Consider the following 24,202-nt stretch of genomic DNA (forward strand, 5'->3'; position numbering starts at 1 on the left):
GCTTCAGTGAAGAATGCATCCTTCTGTCATCGCTCCAGCGTCACAAAAGAATAGGATGGACGGTCATCCGAAGCGGGATGATCCTGCCGCTCGACTTCGCGCCAATTGGAAAACGTGGCGACGACGACATCTCCCTCGGCATCGATATTGACCTCGGTCAATTCCACCCGGTCGGCGATGTCGCGGAACAGGTCGAAGATTTCCGCCCCCCCGATCACCGCCACCGGCCCCTCGCCCGCCAGTGCAAGCGCGCCCGCGACGTCGTGCGCCACCTCGGCGCCCGGTGCGCTCCAAGCGCGGTCGCGGGTCAGGACGATATGCCGCCGACCCGGCAGCGGGGCGGGAAAACTGTCGAAGGTCTTGCGGCCCATGATCATCGGCTTGCCCATGGTCAGCGCCTTGAACCGCTTGAGATCGGCGGGCAGGTGCCAGGGCAAGCCGCCATCGCGCCCGATCACCCCGTTGCGCGCGCGGGCGAGGACCAGCGTGATCATATCGCGACCGGCGCCTTGATATGGGGTTGCGCGACATAGTCGTGCAGCACGAAATCCTCGGGCTCATAACCGTCAATGGCATCCGGGCGGCGCAGGATTTCCAGGCGCGGCAGCGCGCCCGGCTCGCGACCCAGCTGGGTCTTGGCCTGCTCCAGATGATTCAAGTATAGATGGCAGTCGCCGCCGGTCCAGATGAACTCGCCGACCTCCAGATCGCATTGCTGCGCCAGCATATGGGTCAGCAGCGCATAGGAGGCGATGTTGAACGGCACGCCAAGGAAGATATCGGCCGACCGCTGATAGAGTTGCAGCGACAGGCGGCCGTTCGCGACATGGGTCTGGAACAGGCAGTGGCACGGGGCCAGCGCCATGGCGTGCAGATCGCCGGGGTTCCAGGCGGACACGATCTGGCGGCGCGAGGCGGGCTGGGTGCGGATCTGCTCCACCAGCTCGGCGATCTGGTCGATATGCCGGCCATCGGCCGTCGCCCAGTCGCGCCACTGCTTGCCATAGACGGGGCCGAGATCGCCCTGCTCGTCGGCCCATTCGTCCCAGATGCTCACCCGGCGATCCTGAAGCCAGCGGACATTGGTGTCGCCGCGCAGGAACCACAAAAGCTCGACGATGATCGAGCGCAGGTGAAGCTTCTTGGTGGTCAGGGCCGGAAAGCCCCGGGCCAGGTCGAACCGCATCTGGTGACCGAAGACCGACAGCGTGCCGGTGCCGGTCCGGTCCATCTGCTGCACGCCCTGGGTCAGGACCCGGTCCATGAGATCGAGATATTGCCGCATGCCCCGGACCTAGCGCCGTGCGCGGTCCTCGCCAAGCCGAACCGGATCGGCGCGGGATAAAGCTGTGTCGGCGCCCAGCATGATGCAGGGCTGGTCGTGTACGGCTTGCCCCGCCCTCCCCTCCGCATCGTCACGCGTCGTGACGCGCTGGGCTTGTTCGGCGGGCTGGATCGTCGCGACAAGGAGGCGATGGGGATCGCCTATCTGGGTTCGGAACGGATGCTGTTGGGCTTGCGCCATATCGCGGGCCGCCATGATTCGGTGACGGTCCCGGTCGCCCGGATCGCCCGCGATGCGATCCTGATGGAGGCAAGCGCGGTGCTGATCGCGCACAACCACCCCGATGGGGATACCCGCCCCAGCGCCGCCGACCTGTCATTGACCCGGCGGCTGGCGCAGGGGCTCGCGGCGCTGGACGTGATGCTGCTCGACCATCTGATCCTGGGAAGCGGCAGGGTGCTCAGCTTTCGAGAAGAGGGGCTGGTCTAAAAGCCCCTCCTCCCGGCAGGGGGGAGGGGTTGGGGTGGGGGCCAATGCACGGGCAATGCAGCTTGGGGCGTTACCCTCCCCCATCCCCTCCCGCCTGCGGGAGGGGAGAGGCTTGTGGACAGTGATCAACGTGCCTCTGAAACTGTTAAAAACATGGGACCTACGGCACGCTTCCGTCGAATTTCAAATTGGCCCTTAGAACCCGAAGCGCACCCGCCCGACGATCCGGTCGCCCGAATGCCGCGCATCGGCCAGCGGAAAGGCGGAGGCCGCCCGGTCCGACACGTCGGTGCCGACATAGTCCAGTCCCAGAGTCACCGGCCCGGTGACATGCTGCACCCCGACCCGCCAGTCGCTATAATCGCCACCGGGACGAAGCCGCGCGGCACGGAAGGGATTGTCGATCTTGCCGGAGGAGTGGCCGAGCCCGGCCAGCAACGTCCAGGGCGTGCCCGGTATGCCCGCCTGGGCTCCGGCATGAAGATAGAGATTGTCGCCGCCGATCGCGCTTTGCGACGGTGCATAGTCCGCGCCCGCATCGACCTGCACCGGACCCAGCGTATAGGCTGCCGACCCGCCCAGTTCGACATAATCGGCATTGAAGCCCGCCCCGCCGAACAGGTGGCCGGTCACGCGTCCGCGCACCGTCACCGGGCCCAGCAGGGTGGAGGCGCCGAGACTCAGGTCGCCGACCACCCCCGCGCCGCCATGCCGCGCCGATTCACGAAGCGCCACGATCCGGCCGCTCGCCTCGAACGGTCCGCTCGTCGCGAAAATATCGGCGGAGGGCGATACCCGCCCCCCGCTCCAGCTCAGGCCCCGGCGATTCTCGTCGCTGTTCACCTCGACGCCGATCGAAGGCCGCTCCTGCGCGAGGAGCGGCGAGGCGATGCTGGTGCCCAATACGACACCCAGGGCAATGATACGCAAGCTCATCCGGCGCGCGTCTCGGCATGCAGGCGATCCATCTCGGCGCGCAGCAGGCCATGGTCTTCCTGCGCCACGGCCTGAAGGTGGTCGCGCACCGCGTCGTGACGCCGGGCCACTTCCTGCGCGATGGCGTTGCGGTTGGTGCTGCACCAGCCGGGGCGGCTACCCTCGATCACGCGATCCTGCGCCGCGCTGCGCATCAGCGCCGTGCCGCTGGCCCCACGCGCTTCGCGGTGGACCGTGACATTGGCGCTCCACAGGCACCGCAGCGTCGAGGGACGGCCGCCGGTCGTCACCGCGCCGATCTGCTTATGGGTCACGCCGACATCGGCGCTGTAGCGGACCGCGACCGGTCCCGAATGATGGTCGAGCTGGACACGGTGTTCGAGCGCCCCGTCGGAGGCCACAACACCGCCAAGCGCGAGCCCGGCGATCAAAAGCATGTTCATCATCATCTCCTTCTGCGGGACCCCGGCTTATGCGGGCCGGTGGTCTATCGGCACCAGGCGGGGCCGATACGGGATCAATACATGACAAAGCTGTCATGTTCCAAATTTGTCGTGGCGACGGTGACGAATGATCGCGACCCGTTCCTCCCCTGCAAGGGGAGGTGGCAGGCCGTCAGGCCTGACGGAGGGGTGTCCCGCTCTCGATAGGGTGACACCCCTCCACCATGCTACGCATGGTCCCCCTCCCCTTGCAGGGGAGGAATGAGGAGCAGGACTACCCGCCCTGGTTATCCTTCATCCGGCAGGGGCGGATCGCCTTGGGATCCGGACGCGGGCCGGTCGCGCGGAAGGTCGCCAGATAGCCGCCCGCCGAGGGCATGTTCTCAATCGACACCTGGGTGAAGCCGACCGCTTCGAACTCGCATTTCAGCAGCGCGGGCGGCGTGCCATGCGCCTTGGTCCGGCGATCGGCATCGACCACCACGACCAGCCCGTCGGACTTCAGCGCGGGGAACAGCCGCCACAAGAACTCATAGGGCTGCTCGATCTCATGATACATATGGACCATGAGAACGCGGTCGAAGCTGGTGGGTGGCAGCTTGGGGTCGGCGGGTTCTCCCAGCCGGACGCTGACATTGTCCAGCCGCTCGCGCGAGACACGCTCGGCCAGCCGGTCGCGCCACGCGGCGACGATATCCTCGGCCAGTACGCGGCCGGTCTTGCCGACACGCTGCGCCAGGCGGACGGTGTAATAACCCTCGCCCGCGCCGATATCGGCCACCGTCATGCCGGGGCGGATTTTCGCCCGATCCATGACCTGATCCGCCTCGCGCAGCCGGTCGCGCGCATCCTCGCTCGACCAGCGCGACGAGACAACGTCGGCGACCGGCCGGTCCGCCGCCGGGAACGGGCCGACCTTGTCGTCGTCCCCGTCATCGCGCTGCTGGATCAGCGGCTTCGAACCGTCGCACGCCGCCACCACGCCCCCCAGCGCGATGACGAGGGCTGCCGCCGCCATCAAGGGCCCCGCCCCCCGGACACGCATCTTAGTCGACATCCTCCACCGCGACCGCCTCGCCGGTCACGCGCTGCGACAGGGCCGCCGCCATGAAGGCATCGAGATCGCCGTCGAGCACGTCGCCCGGCGCGGTCGAGGTCGTGCCGGTGCGCAGGTCCTTCACCAGCTGATAGGGCTGGAGCACGTAGGACCGGATCTGGTGGCCCCAGCCGATATCGGTCTTGGTCGCATTCTCGGCATTGGCCACGGCTTCGCGCTCGGCCAACTCACGCTCGTACAGGCGGGCGCGAAGCTGATTATAGGCCTCGGCCTTGTTCTTGTGCTGCGAACGCTGGTTCTGGCACTGCACCACGATGCCGGTCGGCAAGTGGGTGATACGCACCGCCGAGTCGGTGGTGTTGATGTGCTGACCGCCCGCACCCGATGCGCGGTAGGTGTCGATGCGCAGCTCGCTCTCGTTGATCTCGACCTCGATATTATCGTCGATCACCGGATAGACCCAAACGCTCGAAAAGCTGGTGTGACGACGCGCGGCCGAATCATACGGGCTGATCCGCACCAGCCGGTGCACGCCCGATTCGACCTTGGCATAGCCATAGGCATTCTCGCCCTTGACCAGCAGGGTCGCCGACTTGATCCCGGCCTGTTCGCCCGCATGATAGTCGATCAGCTCGACCTTCATGCCGTGCCGCTCGGCCCAGCGCGTGTACATGCGCTGGAGCATCCCGGCCCAGTCCTGGCTCTCGGTGCCGCCCGCGCCCGCGTTGATCTCGATATAGCTGTCATTGGCATCGGCTTCACCGGCCAACAGCGCCTTGATCTTGTCGGCCTCGGCCTTCTTGGCGAGTTCGCCTAGGCTGGCGACGGCTTCCTTCTCGAGGTCCTCGTCGCCCTCCATCTCGGCCAGCTCGATCAGCTCGACCGTGCCCGACAGCTCGTTCTCGATCGCGCGGGTGGCGGTAATGGCCTCGTCCAGGCGGCGACGCTCGCGCATCACCTCCTGCGCCTGCTTGGGGTCGTTCCACAGGGCCTGGTCCTCGACGCGCGCGTTCAGCTCGTCCAGGCGGCGCAGCGCGCGGTCCCAGTCGAGGAAGCGGCGCAGCAGCTCCAGGGCGTCCTTGATCTTGTCGACATGAGCCTGCGCTTCAGCGCGCATGAAAATTCTCCGAATCGGTCGTACGGCCGCCCGAACGGGGACGGCAAAACGAATATGGGAAGCGGGCTAGTAGATTCCGCCTTCTCTTTGCAAGAAATCGCTGTCGCGCGGGGGCGCTGGCCTGGTCGGGCCGGTCGGCGTCGCGGGCGCCTCGGCGGCGGCGGCACGGCGCGCGCGACGACGCGGCTCGCTCTCCGGCTTGAACGCTTCCCAGATCACGGCGGGCTTGGGATCGTCGCCGGTCGGGAAGGTACCATAGACCGGCCGCCCGCTCGCGCGGTCGATGCGGACCATGCGAATGCCGGGCGCCGCGCGGAAGGGCAGCTTCTCGAGCCCCTCATAGGCCTTTTCGGCGAACTGGCGGAAGATCGGCACCGCGATGGTCCCGCCCTGCGCATAGCCGCCCAGCGAACGCGGCGTGTCATAGCCGATATAGAGGCCACCGACGAACTGCGGCGTGCCGCCGACGAACCACACATCGGTCGGGCCGTTATTGGTGCCGGTCTTGCCGAACATCGGGCGGTTCAGGTCGCGCAGGCCGGTGGCGGTGCCGCGCTGGATCACACCCTCGGTGATGTGGACCATCTGATAGGCGGTCATCGCGTCGAGCACCTGGCGCTGGCGCGAGACCGGACGCGGCATCGGCTTGCCGTCATAATCGGCGGCGTTGCAGCGGTCGCAGGCGCGCCAGTTTTCCGGCCAGATCACCTTGCCGTGCCGGTCCTGCGCGAAGTCGATCAGCGAGGGATCGCCGCCGCGCCCGTTATTGGCGAGGATCGCATAGGCGTTGACCATCTGCCCCACCGTCGTTTCGCCCGCGCCCAGTGCATAGGCCAGATAGGGCGGGAAATCGCCGATCCCCATCTGCTTGATCGTCGCCACGACATTCTTCATGCCGACGGTCGAGGCGGTTCGCACGGTCATCAGGTTGCGCGACTGCTCGATGCCCCAGCGCATCGTGTGCGGCCCCGCCCCGGCCGAATTGCCGAAGTTGCGGAAACACTTCGTCCCCAGACCGGCCCCCTGATCGACGCAGAACGGACCGTCGACGATGATCGAGGCGGGCGTCATGCCGCTGTTCAGCGCGGCGGAATAGACGATGGGCTTGATCGTCGAGCCCGGCTGACGCTCGGCCTGGGTGGCGCGGTTAAACGCCTGGAGCCGGGCGTCGAAGCCGCCCTGCATCGCCAGCACGCGGCCGGTCGCGGGTTCCTCGACGACGAAGCCGCCCGAGATGCGCGGGATGGAGCGCAGCTGGAACTGCTCGCCCGCCGGCGACACGGCGATGATGTCACCGACCTTCAACGCGCTGAACGCGGTCGCCGCCGTGCCCCGGCGCGGCATCTGCGCGAAGCTGCGTGGCAGCGTGCCGGTGCGGCCATTGGCAAAGCCGATCGTCGCCTCGCCCGAGGTCTTGGCGGTGACGATCCCGGCGCGCCAGTCGCGATAGTCGAGGCCGATATTGGTGTTCAGCAGCACCTGCTGCCAGTTGCCGTCCTCGATATCCTCGTGCCGGATCGGCCCGGACCAGCCGCGCCCGCCCTCGAACCGGATCAGGCCGTCGCGCAACGCTTCGGCCGCCAGATCCTGCAACCGGGTATCCAGCGAGGTGCGCACCCAGAGACCGCCGTCATAGACGCTGTTCGGCCCGCTCTCCGCCTTTTCGCCATAACGCTTGATGAGCTGGCGGCGGACCTCCTCGACGAAATAGCCGCCGACCTGCGCATATTTGGGCGTGCGGCGCAGCACGGTGCCCAGCGGCTCGGCCATCGCAGCGTCATATTGCGCACGGGTGATGAAGTTGTTCGACAGCATCTCGCGCAGCACATAGGCGCGGCGCTCCAGCGCGCGGTCGGGGTGGCGGACGGGATCGTAATTGGCCGGTCCCTTGGGCAACAGCGCCAGATAGGCCATCTGCCCCAGCGTCAGTTCGTCCAGTTCCTTGTCGAAATAGGCATGGGCCGCCGCCTCGACGCCGAAGGCGTTCCGGCCGAGCGCGATCTGGTTGAGATACAGCTCCAGGATCTGCGGCTTGGTCAGCGTGTCCTCGATCTTATAGGCGAGGATCGCCTCCTTGATCTTGCGGGTCGGCGAATAGGCGTCGCCGATCAACAGGTTCTTGGCGACCTGCTGGGTGATGGTCGAGCCGCCGCGCGCGCGCCGCCCGCTGCCGAATTTCTTGGCATAGTCGATGACCGCGCCCGCCAGGCCGGGATAATCGACACCGCCATGCTCGAAGAAGCTCTTGTCCTCCGCCGCCAGGAAGGCACGGACGAGGAGCGGAGGATATTCATTGTAGGACAGCTCGACCCGGCGCTCGCGCGCATAGGATTGGATCGGGGTGCCGTCGATTCCGCGCACATGGGTCGGCAGCGGCGGCTCATAGGCCTTGAGCGCGTCGACCGAGGGCAGGTCGCGGATGAACACGAACCAGAACACGCCGCCACCGATCGCCGCGAGCAGCGCAAGGACGGCGAGCACCCGCACCCACCAGCGGCGCCAGAGCGGGCGACGCGGCGGTTCGGCGGGTTCGGAGGGGGAAAAGGTTTCGACGGCCATGGCTTTGCGGGGCTTCGTGTAGCAGGTTCGCCCCGGCTTGCCACCCGCCTGCGGATCGGTTGCGCGTTACAGGGGCTGCGGTTCGTCGCGCGCATCTTCCGCGGACGGATAGCGTGCGCCGACATGCGCCTGCCCCCGCGCCGCCGCCAGCGCTTCCTGCCGGTGCCGTTCGGCATAGGCGGCCAGCCGCTCCGCGTCGCGCGTGCCGTGACAGGCGGGGCAGCTCACCCCCTCGACATAGAGCGGCGAGGCGCGATCCTCCGGGCTGACCGGCATCCGGCAGCCATGGCACAAGCCGTGCGATCCTTGCGCCAGCCCATGCCCGACCGCGACGCGTGCATCGAAAACGAAGCATTCGCCCTTCCAGCGACTCTTCTCTTCCGGCATCGTCTCCAGATATTTCAGGATGCCGCCATCGAGGTGGAAGACGTCCGCCACCCCTTCCGCCTTCAGGAACGCGGTCGCCTTTTCGCAGCGTATGCCGCCGGTGCAGAACATCGCGACCTTGGACTTGCCCGCCATCAGTTCGTCGCGATTCTGGCGGAACCAGTCGGGGAAATCCCGGAAGCTGCGCGTCCCCGGATCGACCGCGCCGTCGAACGTGCCGATCGCGACCTCGTAATCATTGCGCGTGTCGATCAAGAGGGTGTCGGGATCGGTGATCAGCGCATTCCATTCCTCGCCCGCGACATAGGTGCCGACCTCTCGGCGCGGATCGATCCCCTCCACGCCCATCGACACGATCTCACGCTTCAGCCGCACCTTCATCCGATGGAACGGCATCGTCTCGGCGGTCGAGTCCTTATAGTCGACATCGGCACACCCCGGCAGCGTCCGGATATGCGCGAGCAGCGCCTCGATCGCGTGCGTGCTGCCCGCCACCGTGCCGTTGATCCCCTCGCTCGCCAGCAGCAGCGTGCCGCGAATCCCGTTCGCCTCGGCGACGGCGAGCAACGGCGCACGCAGCGCGGCGGGGTCGGGGAAAGCGGCGAAACGGTACAGGGCACAGACGCGGATCATGCCCGCGCCTTTACGCCGATTGGCAATACGGGACCAGACCTCAACATTCACCCGGAACGAGAATACTCGCCAGGTGATCGACTACAATACATCAAATGCCAGCATGAGTCATGTTGAACGACGTCTATTTTCCCGATACATCTTATACGTCGATCACAAATCCCGATTCGACCGTTTGCCATGAATGCTGGACATTAGGAGGCAATATGAAAATATCGAAGCTCGCCATTCTTGCTGCCATCATGATGAGCACCACGGCAGCTGCGCAATATACAGATTATGCCTATGTCAAAGTTTATTACACCGATGCCACCCGCCAGCAGGTGGCTGGCCGAGAGACAGCCTACTGTAGTGGTGACATAGAATATTCGGGCAACGCAACGCCCTATTACCGTTACTATAACGGCATGTGTCCATGACAATGATCATGCGCGGCAGATGGGGTATCTGCCGCGCATTTCGGCCCGACATCAGCTCAACAATAACTCGCTACCGCGCCGCCATCCGCCGGGCGAAGTGGACTTCGACCGCCTGCAGTACCGCCTTGGCGATCCGCTCGCGCCCCTCTTCGCTGGCGAGGAACGCCGCGTCCTGCATATTCGAGATATAGCCCGTCTCGAACAGGATGGACGGCATGTCGGGCGCCTTCAGCACCATCAGAGAGGCCATGCGGTGGAAGGTCGGCTTGACCGGGATGAGCGGCTGCGCCTCGCGGCCGAGCAGACGCGCGAAACTGGCCGAGGCGTTCATCGTCTCGCGCTGGGTCAGGTCGATCAGGATCGAGGAGACGTCGCTGTTCCCGCCCAGGTCGACGCCTGCGATCACGTCCGCCTTGTTCTCGCGCGCCGCCAGCCGTGCGGCTTCCTTGTCGGAGGCCACGTCGGACAGGGTATAGGCGGTCGCGCCGCGTGCTTCCCCTGCCCCTGCGCTGTCACAATGGATCGAGATGAACAGGTCGGCATGCAGCCGCCGCGCAATGCCGTAGCGCTCGCGGTGGAGGATGTAGCGGTCGTCCTCGCGGGTCAGCGCAGCGCGCACCCGTCCGCTGGCGACCAGCGTGTCGCGAATCTCCTTCGCGATGGCCAGCGTCACGTCCTTTTCGCGCAGGCCCGTCTGCGGGTTGATCGCACCGGGATCGACCCCGCCATGCCCCGCATCGATCACCACCAGCGGACGGTTGTCCGCCCCCTTCACGCGCGGCAGCGGCAAGGCGCGCGACGGGCTCGGCACCGGTACGGTCAGCGTGTAGGCGGGCTTGCGCTGGAAATGGAACGGGAAGAAGTCGAGCACGCCCGCAAAGCTCGCCTGGGTATAGCGGCCGACCATGGGCTTCAGCGTCAGCGACAGGGTCTTGCCGTCATCGTCGAACCCGCCATCGAAGATCGCCGCGTCCTGCGCCAGCGCGAAGGTCAGCCGGGTGACGCCGGGCTGGATCCGGGTCTGGGTCAGCCCGCGCACCACGCCGTCGTCGATCGTGGCGGGGCCGGGCGACGCGCCGGTCACGTCGATCGCGACGCGGCGCTGTTCGGTCAGCATGACGCTGCGCGCGCGTTTGACCGGCGTGTCGAACCGGATGATCAGGCGCGCGCCGCGCACCACCACTTTCTGCACCGTCGCGGCCATCGCGCTCATCGGCGCGAACAGCCCGATCAGGAATGTGAACAGCATCAGCACGACACGGCAACCATGCCGTGCCCGTGCGTCGCTGGTCCAGCGAAAAGCCATTACCGCATACCCTTTTCCACGATCCGGGGATCGAAACGCCGGGATAGCGAAACGTGCCTGTCTCCAGGCTTTCGGCCATTGGTTAACCGAAAATTCGGCATGTTTTGGCCGCTCGACCGGCAGATTTCCGCCTGTTGCGCAAACGTTCCGATGATGCTAGCACTCCTGCGGACCCCGGCCTCGATCACCTCTCCCACGATCGGGACGGGGCCATCTCTAAAAGGGCTGGGACTGCGAGGATTTCGCGCCCGGACCAACCAGGTTGACGCTCGCATGACGCATATGATCCACCCCGCTGACCGACCGGCCTTTGCCGGTGGGATCGCGGTGTCGTGGGTCCGCACCGGCCCCGTTGCCGATGCTGCGGCTGCGACCGGCACGCATTCCGTTTTTTCCAGCGGACCGGCGCCCCGCGCCGCCGCCCACCTTATTTACCGCGCGCGACGGCTGCCACCAGGCCCGGCGCGCGCGTGGAGACTTCACAATGACCACGCGTATGCTGATCGACGCACGCCACCGGGAAGAAACCCGCGTGGCCGTCGTCAAGGGTAACCGGATCGAGGAATTCGACTTCGAGTCGGCCGAGCGCAAGCAGCTCAAGGGCAATATCTACCTCGCCAAGGTGACCCGCGTCGAACCGTCGCTGCAGGCGGCCTTCGTCGATTACGGCGGCAACCGTCATGGCTTCCTGGCCTTTTCGGAAATCCACCCCGACTATTACCAGATCCCGAAGGAAGATCGCGAAGCCCTGCTCCGCGAAGAGGCCGAGCATGCCGCCGAAGAGGCCGCGCTGCGCGCCGAACTCGACGCCGAGGATGATGACGATCATGATGGCGAGGATCATGACGATCACGCCGACGACCATCATGACGATGAGGACGGCGAGGCCGCACCCCGCGCCCGCAAGTCGACCGTCAACGACGATCAGGTCGAGGCACTGCGCCAGCGTCGCCAGAATCTGCGCCGCCGCTACAAAATCCAGGACGTCATCCATCGCCGCCAGGTGCTGCTGGTCCAGATCGTCAAGGAAGAGCGCGGCAACAAGGGTGCGGCGCTGACCACCTATCTGTCGCTCGCCGGTCGTTACTGCGTACTGATGCCCAACACGTCGCACGGCGGCGGCATCAGCCGGAAGATTTCGAACGCAGCCGACCGCAAGCGCCTGAAGACCATCATGGCCGAGATGCAGCTGCCCTCGACCATGGGCTGCATCGTCCGCACCGCGGGCCTTCAGCGCACCAAGACCGAGATCAAGCGCGACTTCGATTACCTCGCGCGCCTGTGGGACGGCATTCGCGAGAAGACGCTGCATTCGTCGGCACCCGCGCTGATCTATGGCGACAGCGATCTGATCAAGCGTGCGATCCGCGACATCTATAATCGCGAGATCGAGGAAGTCATCGTCGAGGGCGAGGAAGGCTATCGCCAGGCGAAGGACTTCATGCGCCTGCTGATGCCTGCGCACGCTCGTCGGGTGAAGCAATATGCCGATGCCGTGCCGCTGTTCCAGCGCGCGCATGTCGAGGACCAGCTGGCCGCGATGTACAATCCGGTCGTCCAGCTGAAGTCGGGCGGCTATCTGGTCATCAACCCGACCGAAGCACTCGTCTCGATCGACATCAACTCCGGGCGCTCGACCCGCGAGCATAATATCGAGCAGACCGCGACCGCGACCAATCTGGAAGCCGCGCAGGAAATCGCGCGCCAGCTGCGTCTGCGCGACATGGCGGGCCTGGTCGTCATCGACTTCATCGACATGGACAACAATTCCAATGTCCGGAAGGTCGAGAAGGCGATGAAGGAGGCGCTGAAGAACGATCGCGCCCGCATCCAGGTGGGCCGCATCTCGTCCTTCGGCCTGATGGAAATGAGCCGCCAGCGCCTGCGCACCGGCGTGCTCGAAGCCTCGACCCGCCCCTGCCCGCATTGCGAGGGCACCGGCCTGGTCCGCACCGCCTCGTCCTCGGGCCTGTCGGCGCTCCGCCTGATCGAGGACGAGGCCGCGCGCGGTCGCGGCTCGATCCTGACGCTGCGCGCCAGCCAGGAAGCGGCCGTCTATGTGCTGAACCGCAAGCGCGCCGACATCGCCGAGATCGAGGATCGCTACGGCGTGACCGTCGAGATCATCCCCGACCGCGAGGAGGAGGGTGCGCGCATGACGGTCGAGGCCTCGGGCCCGCCGCCGGCCTATGCGCCCAAGATCGACATGCTCCTCCCCGTCGAGGAGGATGAGGACGATCTGGTCGACGAGATCGAAGAGGAAGAAGAGGACGAGGTCGAGGAGGAAGCGACCGAGGCGCCCCGCCCACGCGAATCGCGTGACGAGGGTGACGGCAATGGCCGCAAGCGCCGCCGCCGCCGTCGTGGTCGCCGCAACCGTGGCGAGGGTGAAGGCAGCGAACAGGCCGAGGGCGAAGAGCAGGCGGACGACGCTGAGCAGCATGAGGCCGAGCAGGACGAGACCGACGCCGAGGAATCGGCCGAGGACGACACCGCCGAGACGGTCGAAGCCACCGAGGCCGAGCCGCGCGAAGGCGGACGCCGCCGTCGTGGTCGTCGCGGTCGCCGTGGCGGTCGTCGTGGCGAGGGTGCCGCGAACGACACGGCCGAGACCGCTGCCGAAACCGTGTCGGATGACGACGCGTCGGACGCGCCGCTGCCGATCGTCGAGCCGATCGAGGCGGGCGATGCCGCACCGGTGACGACCCCACTCGCAGTGGCCGAGGCCGAAGCGAGCGACGCGCCCAAGACCCGCCGCCGTCCGCGCGCCCGCAAGGCCGCGCCGGTCGTCAGCGAAACGGTCGAGACGCCCGTCGTCGAGGAAGCCCCTGCTCCGGTCGCGCCGGTGGCGGAAGCCGAGGCGGAAGCTCCGGCCAAGCCCAAGCGTGTCCGCAAGAAGGCCGCTCCCAAGGTTGCCGCCGAGGAAGCCGCTCCGGTCGCCGAGGCGGAAGCCGAAGCCCCGGCCAAGCCCAAGCGCGTCCGCAAGAAGGCGGCCCCCAAGGTCGCCGTCGAGCCGGTCGCCGAGGAAGCCCCTGCCGCCGAGGCCACTCCGGCCGAGGAACCGGCCGCGACCGAGACCGACGCCGAAAACGCGACCGGGGAAACCCCGCGCCGCGGCTGGTGGCAGCGCACCTTCGGCGCCTGATCGCCCCGGCACCAACCGGCAAGACGCCCTCCTTCCCCAGCGGAAGGAGGGCGTTTTTCGTTTAAGCCCTTCTTTCCCATTCCTCCCCTGCAAGGGAAGGTGGCAGGCCAAAGGCCTGACGGAGGGGTGTCACCTTTTGCGGGGGCGGGGATGCCCCTCGAAGCGGGACACCCTCCCCTACAAGGGGGGATTAATGGCTGGGATCAATCGACGGGAAATGTCCGACTGCTCTTCACCACCCCATAGGCAAAGGTGGTATCCAGGCTGGTGATCCCGGCGATTGCGTGCATCTTGCGGCGGATGAAGCGCTCATAGGCCTCCAGATCGGCAACGATGACCCGAAGCAGATAATCCGCATCCCCGGTCAGCAGGTGGCAATCCATCACCTCGTCCAGCTGGCGGATCGCCTCCTCGAACTGCTGCACCAGATCGCGGGCATGGCGCTCCAGCCGCACCCGGATGAACGCGGTCACCGGCAGGCCATAGCGCTGCTGGTCGACGATCGCGCCATAACCTTGAATCACCCCCGCCTGTTCGAGCAGCCGCACCCGCCGCAGACAGGGAGACGGCGACAGGCCGACCCGTTCGGACAGTTCCTGGTTGGTGAGGCGTCCGTCCTGCTGGAGCAGGCGAACGATTTGGCGATCCTTGGTGTCCATGCCCGATCCTAGCAGATTCTGCCAATTCAGCATGCATGATTGGCAAAGAACGCAATTTCGGCGCGGGGCTTCCGCCATAGAATGGTGGCATCACGCAGAGAAAGCCTGTCCACCATGTCGACCCCCGCCCCCTTCGGTTTTTCGACCGCCGCCATCCATCATGGCTATGATCCCCAGGATCACGAGGGCGCGCTGACCCCGCCGCTTCACCTGACCTCGACCTTCGCCTTCGAAAGCGCGGAAGACGGCGCGGCGCGCTTCTCGGGCGAGGCACCGGGCCATGTCTATAGCCGCATCTCCAACCCGACGCTCGACCTGCTGGAACGGCGCGTCGCGCATCTGGAAGGCGCCGAAGCGGCGCTGGGCACGGCATCGGGCATGGGGGCGATCACCGCGACCCTGTGGACGCTGCTGCGCCCCGGTGACGAAATCCTGACCGACATGACGCTTTATGGCTGCACCTTCGCCTTCATGCAGCATGGGCTGGGCCGGTTCGGCATCCGCGTCACCCATGTCGACATGACCGACATCGCCGCGGTCGAGGCGGCGTTCGGGCCGGACACCAAGCTCGTCTATTTCGAGACGCCCGCCAATCCCAATATGCGGCTGGTCGATATCCAGGCGGTCTGCGCCCTCGCCAAGGCGCATGGCGCGTGGAGCATGGTCGACAACACCTATGCCACGCCGGTCATCACCCGCCCGATCGCGCTGGGTGCCGACTTCGTCGTGCACTCCGCCACGAAATATCTGGGCGGACATGGCGATCTGGTGGCGGGCATGGTGCTGGGCCGGGCGGCGGATATCCAGCAGGTTCGGCTGTTCGGCGTGAAGGACATGACCGGCGCGGTGCTGTCCCCGTTCAACGCCATGCTGATCCTGCGCGGCCTGAAGACGCTGGAACTCCGCGTACAGCGTCATGCCGCCTCGGCACAGGCGATTGCCGAGCGGCTTCAGGCGCATCCGGCGGTGCATGCGGTCCATTATCCGGGGCTGGAGAGCTTCCCCCAGCATGACTTGGCCCGGCGTCAGATGGCGCTGCCCGGCGGCATGATCGCCTTTCAGGTGCGCGGCGGGTTCGAGGCGGGCAAGCGCGTGATGAACCGGCTGACACTGATCCAGCGCGCCGTGTCGCTGGGCGATGCCGAGACGCTGATCCAGCATCCCGCCAGCATGACCCATTCCACCTATCCGGTCGAACAGCTCATCGCGCATGGCATCATGCCCGATCTGGTCCGGCTGTCGGTCGGGCTGGAGGATGTGCGGGATATCTGGGCCGATCTGGGTGCGGCCTTGGATGCTGAGTTAGGCACTCTGTCGCACGCGGCGTGATGCAAGCGGGGCCGGTCGCTAACGGCGTTGCCGCCACCTCGTACCCTCCGTTCAGCGTGAGCGAAGTCGAAGGCCAAGCGAGAGCGTCTCGATCCATGGTCCGATCGTGGCGGAGGTCCAGGCGTGGCCTTCGACTTCGCTCACGCTGAACGGCGTTCGGTGCCTAGTCGCGAGTCGATCAGCTTCATGTTTCAGGCTCGGCATTCCGCCCCCTTGCCGGAGAAGAGCGACGGAAAGCCGAAAACGGGTATCAGCGGATCGCCGGGATCGTCCGTGCGATCGCGTAACCGAACACGACCGAAGCGGCCAACCAGGCCACACCAATCTCGATTGCCAGCGCCATAAAACCCCTCCTGCTCCCTATGGCGCTTTCGATATCGCACGAACCCCTATCGCGCTAACGGACTTGTCCGCATTCTGTGATCGGATTTGCGATATAATCCGCGTGCCGGGGACGACTGGCAACGCCAATGGTCGCTCACACGAAAAAGGGCCGGACGTTTCCGCCCGGCCCCCTTCCTGACTGGCTAGCCCGATTACGCCGCCTTCGAGCGAGCCGCGCGCTTGCGCTCGTTCGGGTCGAGGTAGCGCTTGCGCAGACGGATCGACTTCGGGGTCACTTCGACCATCTCGTCGTCGTCGATATACGCAATGGCCTGTTCCAGCGTCATCTTCTTCGGCGGGGTCAGGCGGATGGCGTCATCCTTACCGCCCGACGCGCGGAAGTTGGTCAGCTGCTTCGCCTTCATCGGGTTGACCTCGAGGTCATCCGTCTTGGCGTTCTCGCCGATGATCATGCCCTCATAGAGTGCCTCACCGTGACCGACGAACAGGATGCCACGCTCTTCGAGCGGACCCAGGGCATAGCCCTGCGCTTCGCCCGCGCCGTTCGAGATCAGAACGCCGTTCTTGCGGCCTTCGATCTTGCCCTTGTGGGGGCCGTACTTCTCGAAAAGGCGGTTCATGATGCCGGTGCCGCGCGTGTCCGACAGGAACTCGCCGTGGTAACCGATCATGCCGCGCGACGGCGCCGAGAAGGTGATGCGGGTCTTGCCGCCGCCCGAGGGACGCATGTCGGTCATCTCGGCCTTGCGCAGGTTCATCTTCTCGACGACCGTGCCCGAATATTCCTCGTCCACGTCGATGATGACGGTCTCGTACGGCTCGGTCTTCTTGCCGTCCTCATCCTCGCCGAACAGCACGCGCGGGCGGCTGATGCCCAGCTCGAAGCCTTCGCGGCGCATCGTCTCGATCAGAACGCCCAGCTGGAGTTCGCCGCGACCGGCAACCTCGAAGCTGTCACGGTCGTCGCTCTCGGTGACCTTCACCGCGACGTTCGATTCCGCTTCGCGCATCAGGCGGTCGCGGATCATGCGGCTGGTGACCTTCGAGCCCTCACGGCCCGCCATCGGCGAGTCGTTGACGGCGAAGCGCATCGACAGCGTCGGCGGATCGATCGGCTGCGCCTTCAGCGGCTCGCTGACGCTGGTGTCGGCGATGGTGTTCGCCACGGTGGCGACCGCCAGACCCGCCAGCGAGATGATGTCGCCCGCCTTGGCTTCCTCGACCGGCACGCGGTCCAGGCCACGGAACGACATGATCTTCGACGCACGGCCGGTCTCGACGATGTTGCCGTCGGCGTCGAGTGCGTGGATCGCCTGGTTCAGCTTGACCGTGCCCGAGTTGACGCGGCCGGTCAGGATGCGGCCCAGGAAGTTGTCGCGGTCGAGCAGCGTCACCAGGAAGGTGAAGGGCACGTCCTCGACCTCGACCTTGGGAGCGGGCACGTGGTTCACGATCGTCTCGAACATCGGGATCAGCGTGCCTTCGCGCGCGTCCATGTCAGTCGAGGCATAGCCGTTACGGCCCGAGGCGTAGAGGACGGGGAAGTCCAGCTGCTCGTCATTCGCGTCGAGCGAGACGAACAGGTCGAACACTTCGTCCAGCACTTCCTGGATACGCGCGTCGGCGCGGTCGACCTTGTTGACGACGACGATGGGCTTCAGGCCCAGCGCCAGCGCCTTGCCGGTCACGAACTTCGTCTGCGGCATCGCGCCTTCCGACGAATCGACCAGCAGGACGACGCCGTCGACCATCGAGAGGATGCGCTCCACCTCGCCGCCGAAGTCGGCGTGGCCGGGGGTGTCGACGATGTTGATGCGGATCGACTCGTCGCTGCCCGGGGGAGTCCAGTCGACCGAGGTCGGCTTGGCGAGAATGGTGATCCCGCGCTCCTTTTCCAGGTCGTTGGAGTCCATCGCGCGCTCTTCGACGCGCTGGTTGTCACGGAAGGTGCCCGACTGGCGGAACAGCTGATCGACCAGGGTGGTTTTGCCATGGTCGACGTGCGCGATGATCGCCACGTTGCGGAGGCTCATGCAAATTTCTCTTGTTCGGAGGGTATGTCGCAGCGCGCCATAGCCGAAAGCCAAGCAAAGCGAAAGGGCGGCGCGGATATTGCGGCGCACAAAGGTGGATGGCCGCGAAAAACGTGCGGGAAAGCGACTGGTTCCTCCCGGCACGGGGAGGTGGCAGGCCGAAGGCCTGACGGAGGGGGACTTCCCCATAGGACGTCCCTATCGGCACACCCCCTCCACCACCGCTACGCGGCGGTCCCCCTCCCCGCCAGCGGGGAGGATCACTTGGCCCTTGGCACCACCTTCAGCGTCCAGTCGGTATCCGGGCGCAGATACCTCGCCGCGACCGCCTGCAGGTCGGCCGGACCGATCGATACGAAATCCTGCGCCAGACGCTTGGTCGCCTCGATCCGTTGCGGATCATAGGTCGCACCGCCCAGCCGCTGCATCCAGAATAGATTGCCCGAGGCCATACGCGCGAGGCGCTGCGCCATGGGTCGCTTGATGCGTTGCAGTTCGTCGGCGTCGATCGGCTTGGACGCCAGATCGGCGGCGATCGCGCGGGCGGTCGACAGGAAGAAGTCGACCTTGTCGGGGGCGACCATGCCGATGGCGATCATCCGCCCGCCGCCGGGCAGGCCGATCGGCCACTGGCTGGCGACCTGCGGACTGTAGCTGGCCCCCGCCTGCGACCGCAGCCGGTCGAACAGCCGGTCGGCAAAGACCTGCGCCAGCACGTCCAGCCGGTTGCGGATGCGATCGTCGGCCGAACCGCCGCCGGTCGGCCAGGCGATCACCGCCGCCGCCTGATCCGCCGGGCCGGTATGGGTGCGGACGACGGGCGTGGCGACATGCGCGGGGAAGCGGATCGGCGGCACCGGGCCGGTCGCGCCTTTACGCGCCGGGATCGCCCCGAAGCTGTCGGCCACCGCCTTGATCGCCTCGTCCGCCTTCACGTCGCCGAATACCGACACCTCGATCGGGCCGGAGGCGAGCAGCGGGGCCCAGAGCGCCTTGAACGACTGGGGCGTGGTTGCCACCACCGCGTCGCGCGGCGGCGTGCCCCAGCGCGGATCGCCGTCGCGCAGCAATCGCTCCAAATCATGGCCGAGCACGCCGTCGGGCGACGAGTCGAACCCATCATACCCCGCCAGCATCGCCGCCTTGGCCCGGTTGACGGGTGCCGCGTCCCAGCGCGGCGCGATCAGCTTGGCCGCCATCAGCTTGAGGTTGTCGGCATAATCACCGGGCGACGACAGGGCGTTGAAGGCAAAGGCATCGTCATCGACGTCGAAGTCCAGCCCCATGGTCCGCCCGGCGGTCAGCCGGTCGAGATCGCCCTGGTCGAACTTGCCGATGCCCCCCGCGACCAACGCGAGGTCGGCCGCCCAGGCCGGGCTTTCCCGGTTCGCGGGCAAGGCATCATAGCCACGCCCGAACCGGATCCGCAGATAGACGCGGGCCGTCTCGCCGTCATTGGCGAACAGCAGCAGCCGCGTGCCATTGGCAAAGGTCACCTTCTCCAGCCCCAGCTCGGAGACTTTCTCGCGCGATACGACCTTGCCGGGGGTGCCGAGCTTGGGCAGCTGCGCAAAGCTGACCGTGCCCTGACGGCGACGCTGTTCGGCGAGCGGGCGGACATCCGCCTTCAGCGCGGCGGTCAGCCTGGCGACCGCATCGGCTTGCACATTGCGGGTGTTGACCAGCGCGCGGGTCGCGGTGCCCTGGAAAATCTTGCGCGTCGAGGCGAGCACCGTTTCGGGCGTGAACATCTTCTTGTCGATCGCCTGACGCAGGATCTGATAGCTCGTCTCGGGTGCCGTCACCGTCTCGCGGATATCGAGTGCGCCGACCATGTCGTCGGCCTGTTTCGACCCCGCCTCGACCCGCGCGGTTTCGACCTGGTTGCGCAGGATCGCGTCGTAATCGGCAAGTTCGCGGTCGATCTCGCCTTGTGTCGGCGGGGTCGCCATCGCATCGGCGACGACCGCCCGCACGTCCTTCAGCGCGGCTTCCCAATTGTCACCGATCGGCACGACATTGACCGTGGTGAGATTGGCGGAGCGCGACACATCGTCGAGCGCGACGCTGGCCTGCAAGAAGCTGCCCCCGGCGCGCGCCCGATTTTCCAGACGGCGGCTGATCAGGCGTGCGGCGACCATGTCGACCATCCGCTTCTGGTTGAAGATCGCGGTATCGTCCTGATACTGCCACGGGCGCAGCACCGCCATGGCGACGACCGGCGGCATGGACGGCTCGACCAGCGCGCCCGCGACAGGGGCATCGGCGGTTGGCTTGCCGAAATCGGGATCGGGCGGATTGGGGCCGACGCCCTGCCAGGACCCGAAATTCTTGGTGACGAGCCTAGCCAGCAGCGCCGGATCCATGTCGCCCGAGATGATGACGACCGCGCGTTCGGGGCGATACCAGCGGTCGTGGAACGCCTTCACCGTCTGGGGCGTCGCGGCCTCCAGCGTCTTGAGCTGGCCGATCGGCGAACGTTCGGCCAGCGGCTGCCCCGCAAAGAAGGTCTCGCGCAGCTTGTCCGAATAGCGAACCTGCGGCCCCGGTTGCTCGCGGCGTTCGGCCAGCACCACCGGACGCTCGGCATTCAGCGACTGGGCGGTCAGCGAGGGCGCGGCCATCATGCCGCTCAGGATCTTCAGGCTCTCGTCCAGCCCCGCCTCGGTCGCGCCGGGCAGGTCGAGCTGATAGACGGTCTGGGTCGGCGTGGTGGACGCATTGGAGTCCGAACCGAAGGTCGCGCCCAGCCGCTGCCAGATACGCTTGGCCTCGCCGTCCGGCACATATTGCGATCCGCGGAAGGACAGATGCTCGATCAGATGGGCGAAGCCGCGCTCCGACGCCTGCTCGTTCAACGCGCCCGCATCGATGCGCACCCGCACCGCCACCTGCCCCGGCGGCACGCCGTTGCGGCGGACCGCGAAGCGCAGGCCGTTGGCCAGCCGCCCGAACTTCCACATCTTATCCTGCGGCAGGTCCGAGCCCTTGTAGAGCCAGGGCGTCTGATCGACGCCGGGGATCGGCGGCAGCGGGGCGAGCGGATCGGCCGCTGGCGTCGAAGGGGGAGGCGCCACGCTGGCGGACACCGGCATGCCCTGCGGCACCGAACGATTGTCGGTCTGGCCGGGAACCTGGCCGATGACGGGGATCGCCAGTCCGAGAAGGACCGGCAGGGCAAGGCGGCGCATAGCGCGGGACGGAAATGCCATGCCCCCCTCATAACCCGCCGCACGCCGGATCGCCAGCCGCCCCTAAATCGCCCCAATGCACCGCTTTGCGACGGCCGGACGCCATCATTTCGACCCAGTGGCGGCCTAGGACGGCCAGACTGATCCCGCGTCACAAGGGCCGTCGATGCCTGGGCGCCAAGGGTCGGGCCGGGGATGTTCGGAACGTGATGACCAAGTCGATCAAGGCCAGTGCCCAGCGTCAGGGCCCGGCCACAATATGGCACAATTCGGGCGAGGCCGAGCGGCCCGTGCGGCCCGTCCCGACCCTGGTCGCCGCGATCCCCAGCCTGCCATCGCCCCCCGCCCCGCCCCATCCCGCACTGGCGGCGCTGTGCCGGGTGTTCGACGGGGTGATTGCGGCATCCTCGCTGGTGCCCAACGACCCCGTGCTCGATATTCGCGACTTCGACTGGACGGCCGGGCTGCGGCGGCAATGGCGCGCGATCCGGGACGAGGCGGTGGCGGTATCGGGTCCGGCTTCGACCAGCCGGATCGTCCCGCTGCTGCGGGATGGCGAGACGGCGAATCGCTGTCCCGTCGCGACGGCGGCGCTGGCCGAGGTGCCGGGGCTGCACGACGCCGCCTTCGCCCTGCTCGCGCCCGGTGCGCATGTCGAAATGCGGCGCGGCGCCACCAAGGGGCTGCTGACCTGTCATCTGGGGCTGGCAGTGCCGCGCGACGGCGGCGCGCGGATGCGGGTGCGCGACCGGATCGTGCGCTGGGCCGAAGGCGAAACGCTGATCTTCGACGACAGCTATCCCCATGAATTGTGGAACGAAGCCGAGGCCGCGCGGATCGTCCTGCGGCTGCGTTTTGCCCGCCCGCTGCGCCAGCCCGGCCAAGCCGTGGCGGACGGCCTGCTGCGCCTGATCGGCAAGACGGCCTGACCGTCGGTTTCGGCCGATCCGGTACGAAAACCGGACACTCTTAACCTTTTGGTAACCCGTGACCACGACAAGCCGCGCCGCCTGCCGCCCCCGGTTTTGTCACGGAATTGTCATGTTTATCAAGAGCGTAGCAGCCCGTCTCATCGCGCCCGTGCTGGTGTCGATGCTGTTGCTGGCGATCCTGTCGGCCGTCACCCTGCAAACCGAGGGGCGGGTCGCCCGCGCCAATCAGGATGCCGCCCATGCCGAGGCGGTGATGCTGCGCCTGGCCGAACTCCGCTCGCTCAGCCGGTCGCTGCAACGCGATGCGCTCAACCTGGTGATCGAAAGCGATCCCGCCGAGCGAAAGGTGATCCAGGGCAAGTTCGACACGCGGCTGGGCAAGTTTGCCGACCAGCTGGGTACGCTGCAAGGCGATGCGGCGCGCTATGCGATCACGCCCGCCTATTTCACCTCGCAGGCCCGCGTCCGGCATGAACTGACCGAGGTCGGCCGCCTCGCAGGCACCGGGGACCGCGCCGCCGGTCTTTCCCATTTCCGCCAGCGGGTGCGCCCGGCCGAACGACTGGCCTCCAGGATCGCCGACGCGCGGATCGATGCGCTGACCGACGAGGTGAAGGCGCTGCACGTCCGCGCCGATACCGTCGCCGAACAGGGACGCTGGATCCTGATCGGTGCGACATTGCTGCTCGCCATCGCCGGGCTGGCGACCGGCCTGTACATGGCGCTGCGCACCGTCGTCCGGCCGCTGCACGAGCTGCGCCAGGCCATGGGGCTGCTGGCGGAAGGCCAGACCGGGCGCGCCATTCCTCATGCCGAACGCGAGGACGAGGTGGGGGAGATGGCACGCTCGATGGTCGCCTTTCGCGACCAGCTCGCCCGCGCCGAGGCTGAGAAGACCGCCCAGACCCAGCTGATCGTCGCCAGTATCGGCCAGGGCCTGTCGGCACTGGCGAAGGGCGACCTGACGGCGCGGATCGATGCGAGGCTGGACGAGCCCTTCGCCCGGCTGAAGAACGACTTCAACACGGCGATGGCGGCGCTGCATGCGACCATGGCGCGCGTCGTGGGCGCGACCAGCGGTGTGCGGGCGGGCGCGATGGACATACGTCAGGCCTCGGACGACCTGTCGCAACGCACCGAGCAGCAGGCCGCCAGCCTGGAGGAAACCGCCGCCGCGATGGACGAGATCACCGCAACCGTCCGTCATGCCGCGACCGGCGCGGGCGATGCCGCGCTGGCACTGGAACAGACCCGCGCCGATGCGCGCGACGGCGGCGCGGTGGTCGTCCGGGCTCGCGCGGCGATGGTCGATATCGAGCGCGCCTCGTCCGAGATCGAGGAGATTATCGGCGTCATCGACGGCATCGCCTTCCAGACCAATTTGCTCGCGCTCAACGCCGGGGTCGAGGCGGCGCGCGCGGGCGAGGCCGGGCGCGGCTTTGCGGTGGTCGCTTCCGAAGTACGTGCGCTGGCGCAGCGTTCGGCCGATGCCGCGCGCGACGTGAAGCAGCGCGTGCTGGCCAGCGCCAGCGGCGTGCAGAACGGCGTCGCGCTGGTCGGCGAGACGGGCGTGGCGCTGGAGAAGATCAACGAGGGCATGGGTCGGCTGGGCACGCTGATGACCGGCATCGCCGACGATGCGAATCGCCAGGCCAAGGGGTTGGGCGAGGTGAACACCAGCCTGTCCCAGATGGACATGGTGACGCAGCAAAATGCCGCGATGGTCGAACAGGCCACCGCCGCCGCGCGCAGCCTGGCCGAGGAGGCGGAGCAATTGTCGCAGGCGGTGGAGCGCTTCGTGCTCGACATGCCACCCGCGCCGCTGCGGGTCGTCGAGTCGGTGAAGGAACGGGTCGTGCCGCTGCCTGTCCGACGCGCGGCGAATGAGGACTGGTCGGCCTTCTGATGGCCGGCCAAAGCGGGCTGGCCAAAGCGGG

At 66.9% G+C, this 24,202-nt stretch carries 18 protein-coding genes; 6 read left to right on the forward strand and 12 right to left on the reverse strand.

The genetic code is table 11. The annotated features are described in order from the left end of the window. Window positions 1-26 precede the first annotated feature (26 nt). Window positions 27-494 carry a dihydrofolate reductase gene (locus ACWKSV_RS10910; RefSeq protein ID WP_076717563.1) on the reverse strand — a complete coding sequence of 156 codons (468 nt, stop codon included), beginning with the start codon at window positions 492-494 and terminating at the stop codon, window positions 27-29. After that, window positions 491-1,285 carry a thymidylate synthase gene (locus ACWKSV_RS10915; RefSeq protein ID WP_191864580.1) on the reverse strand — a complete coding sequence of 265 codons (795 nt, stop codon included), beginning with the start codon at window positions 1,283-1,285 and terminating at the stop codon, window positions 491-493. The genes ACWKSV_RS10910 and ACWKSV_RS10915 overlap by 4 nt, the downstream gene beginning before the upstream one ends. Before the next feature lie 105 nt (window positions 1,286-1,390). Between ACWKSV_RS10915 and ACWKSV_RS10920 the strand changes: the two genes are divergently transcribed. Further along, entirely contained in the window at window positions 1,391-1,774 is a 384-nt protein-coding gene (locus ACWKSV_RS10920; protein ID WP_156884326.1) for a JAB domain-containing protein, read from the forward strand. Between the two features lie 195 nt (window positions 1,775-1,969). Here ACWKSV_RS10920 and ACWKSV_RS10925 read toward each other — a convergent pair whose 3' ends face one another. The 6 genes from ACWKSV_RS10925 to trhO all read right to left on the reverse strand — a co-directional run bounded on the left by ACWKSV_RS10925 (window position 1,970) and on the right by trhO (window position 8,906). Further along, entirely contained in the window at window positions 1,970-2,710 is a 741-nt protein-coding gene (locus tag ACWKSV_RS10925) for a TorF family putative porin (protein ID WP_076717567.1), read from the reverse strand. Further along, window positions 2,707-3,153, reverse strand: coding sequence for a hypothetical protein (locus ACWKSV_RS10930; RefSeq protein WP_156884327.1), 447 nt, complete (start codon window positions 3,151-3,153; stop codon window positions 2,707-2,709). The genes ACWKSV_RS10925 and ACWKSV_RS10930 overlap by 4 nt, the downstream gene beginning before the upstream one ends. 274 nt (window positions 3,154-3,427) lie before the next feature. Then, on the reverse strand, window positions 3,428-4,171 hold the full coding sequence (locus ACWKSV_RS10935; protein ID WP_168371542.1) for a class I SAM-dependent methyltransferase: 744 nt from the start codon (window positions 4,169-4,171) through the stop codon (window positions 3,428-3,430). A gap of 28 nt (window positions 4,172-4,199) precedes the next feature. Continuing rightward, on the reverse strand, window positions 4,200-5,327 hold the full coding sequence (gene prfB, locus ACWKSV_RS10940; protein ID WP_056436615.1) for a peptide chain release factor 2: 1,128 nt from the start codon (window positions 5,325-5,327) through the stop codon (window positions 4,200-4,202). 66 nt (window positions 5,328-5,393) lie between these two features. Next, on the reverse strand, window positions 5,394-7,886 hold the full coding sequence (locus tag ACWKSV_RS10945; protein ID WP_076717571.1) for a penicillin-binding protein 1A: 2,493 nt from the start codon (window positions 7,884-7,886) through the stop codon (window positions 5,394-5,396). Between the two features lie 66 nt (window positions 7,887-7,952). Further along, window positions 7,953-8,906 carry an oxygen-dependent tRNA uridine(34) hydroxylase TrhO gene (gene trhO, locus ACWKSV_RS10950; protein ID WP_076717573.1) on the reverse strand — a complete coding sequence of 318 codons (954 nt, stop codon included), beginning with the start codon at window positions 8,904-8,906 and terminating at the stop codon, window positions 7,953-7,955. Between the two features lie 110 nt (window positions 8,907-9,016). Between trhO and ACWKSV_RS10955 the strand changes: the two genes are divergently transcribed. Continuing rightward, window positions 9,017-9,325 carry a hypothetical protein gene (locus ACWKSV_RS10955; RefSeq protein ID WP_156884328.1) on the forward strand — a complete coding sequence of 103 codons (309 nt, stop codon included), beginning with the start codon at window positions 9,017-9,019 and terminating at the stop codon, window positions 9,323-9,325. 70 nt (window positions 9,326-9,395) lie between these two features. Here ACWKSV_RS10955 and ACWKSV_RS10960 read toward each other — a convergent pair whose 3' ends face one another. Further along, the gene (locus tag ACWKSV_RS10960; RefSeq protein ID WP_076717575.1) at window positions 9,396-10,631 is read right to left on the reverse strand and encodes an N-acetylmuramoyl-L-alanine amidase family protein; all 1,236 of its coding nucleotides are present in this window, start codon (window positions 10,629-10,631) and stop codon (window positions 9,396-9,398) included. Window positions 10,632-11,115: 484 nt separating this feature from the next. Here ACWKSV_RS10960 and ACWKSV_RS10965 point away from each other — a divergent pair, with 484 nt between their 5' ends. Continuing rightward, window positions 11,116-13,776 carry an Rne/Rng family ribonuclease gene (locus tag ACWKSV_RS10965; RefSeq protein WP_216637072.1) on the forward strand — a complete coding sequence of 887 codons (2,661 nt, stop codon included), beginning with the start codon at window positions 11,116-11,118 and terminating at the stop codon, window positions 13,774-13,776. A 203-nt stretch (window positions 13,777-13,979) separates the two neighbouring features. On the opposite strand, the gene ACWKSV_RS10970 is transcribed toward ACWKSV_RS10965, so the two are convergent. After that, the gene (locus ACWKSV_RS10970) at window positions 13,980-14,435 is read right to left on the reverse strand and encodes an Lrp/AsnC family transcriptional regulator (protein WP_076718432.1); all 456 of its coding nucleotides are present in this window, start codon (window positions 14,433-14,435) and stop codon (window positions 13,980-13,982) included. 114 nt (window positions 14,436-14,549) lie between these two features. On the opposite strand from ACWKSV_RS10970, the gene ACWKSV_RS10975 reads away from it, so the two are divergent. Then, window positions 14,550-15,764, forward strand: coding sequence for a methionine gamma-lyase (locus ACWKSV_RS10975; RefSeq protein WP_076717579.1), 1,215 nt, complete (start codon window positions 14,550-14,552; stop codon window positions 15,762-15,764). Between the two features lie 536 nt (window positions 15,765-16,300). Here ACWKSV_RS10975 and typA read toward each other — a convergent pair. Next, a complete protein-coding gene (typA, locus tag ACWKSV_RS10980) occupies window positions 16,301-18,142 on the reverse strand; it encodes a translational GTPase TypA (RefSeq protein ID WP_042489612.1) in 1,842 nt (613 codons plus the stop codon). A gap of 260 nt (window positions 18,143-18,402) precedes the next feature. Beyond that, complete coding sequence (locus ACWKSV_RS10985) at window positions 18,403-21,354, reverse strand: M16 family metallopeptidase (protein WP_076717581.1); 2,952 nt, start codon at window positions 21,352-21,354, stop codon at window positions 18,403-18,405. Window positions 21,355-21,542: 188 nt separating this feature from the next. On the opposite strand from ACWKSV_RS10985, the gene ACWKSV_RS10990 reads away from it, so the two are divergent. Next, a complete protein-coding gene (locus tag ACWKSV_RS10990; RefSeq protein WP_076717582.1) occupies window positions 21,543-22,262 on the forward strand; it encodes an aspartyl/asparaginyl beta-hydroxylase domain-containing protein in 720 nt (239 codons plus the stop codon). A 112-nt stretch (window positions 22,263-22,374) separates the two neighbouring features. Beyond that, a complete protein-coding gene (locus ACWKSV_RS10995) occupies window positions 22,375-24,171 on the forward strand; it encodes a methyl-accepting chemotaxis protein (RefSeq protein ID WP_076717584.1) in 1,797 nt (598 codons plus the stop codon). Window positions 24,172-24,202: the final 31 nt, after the last annotated feature.

It is taken from the genome of Sphingomonas sp. SphC10, assembly GCF_057004845.1.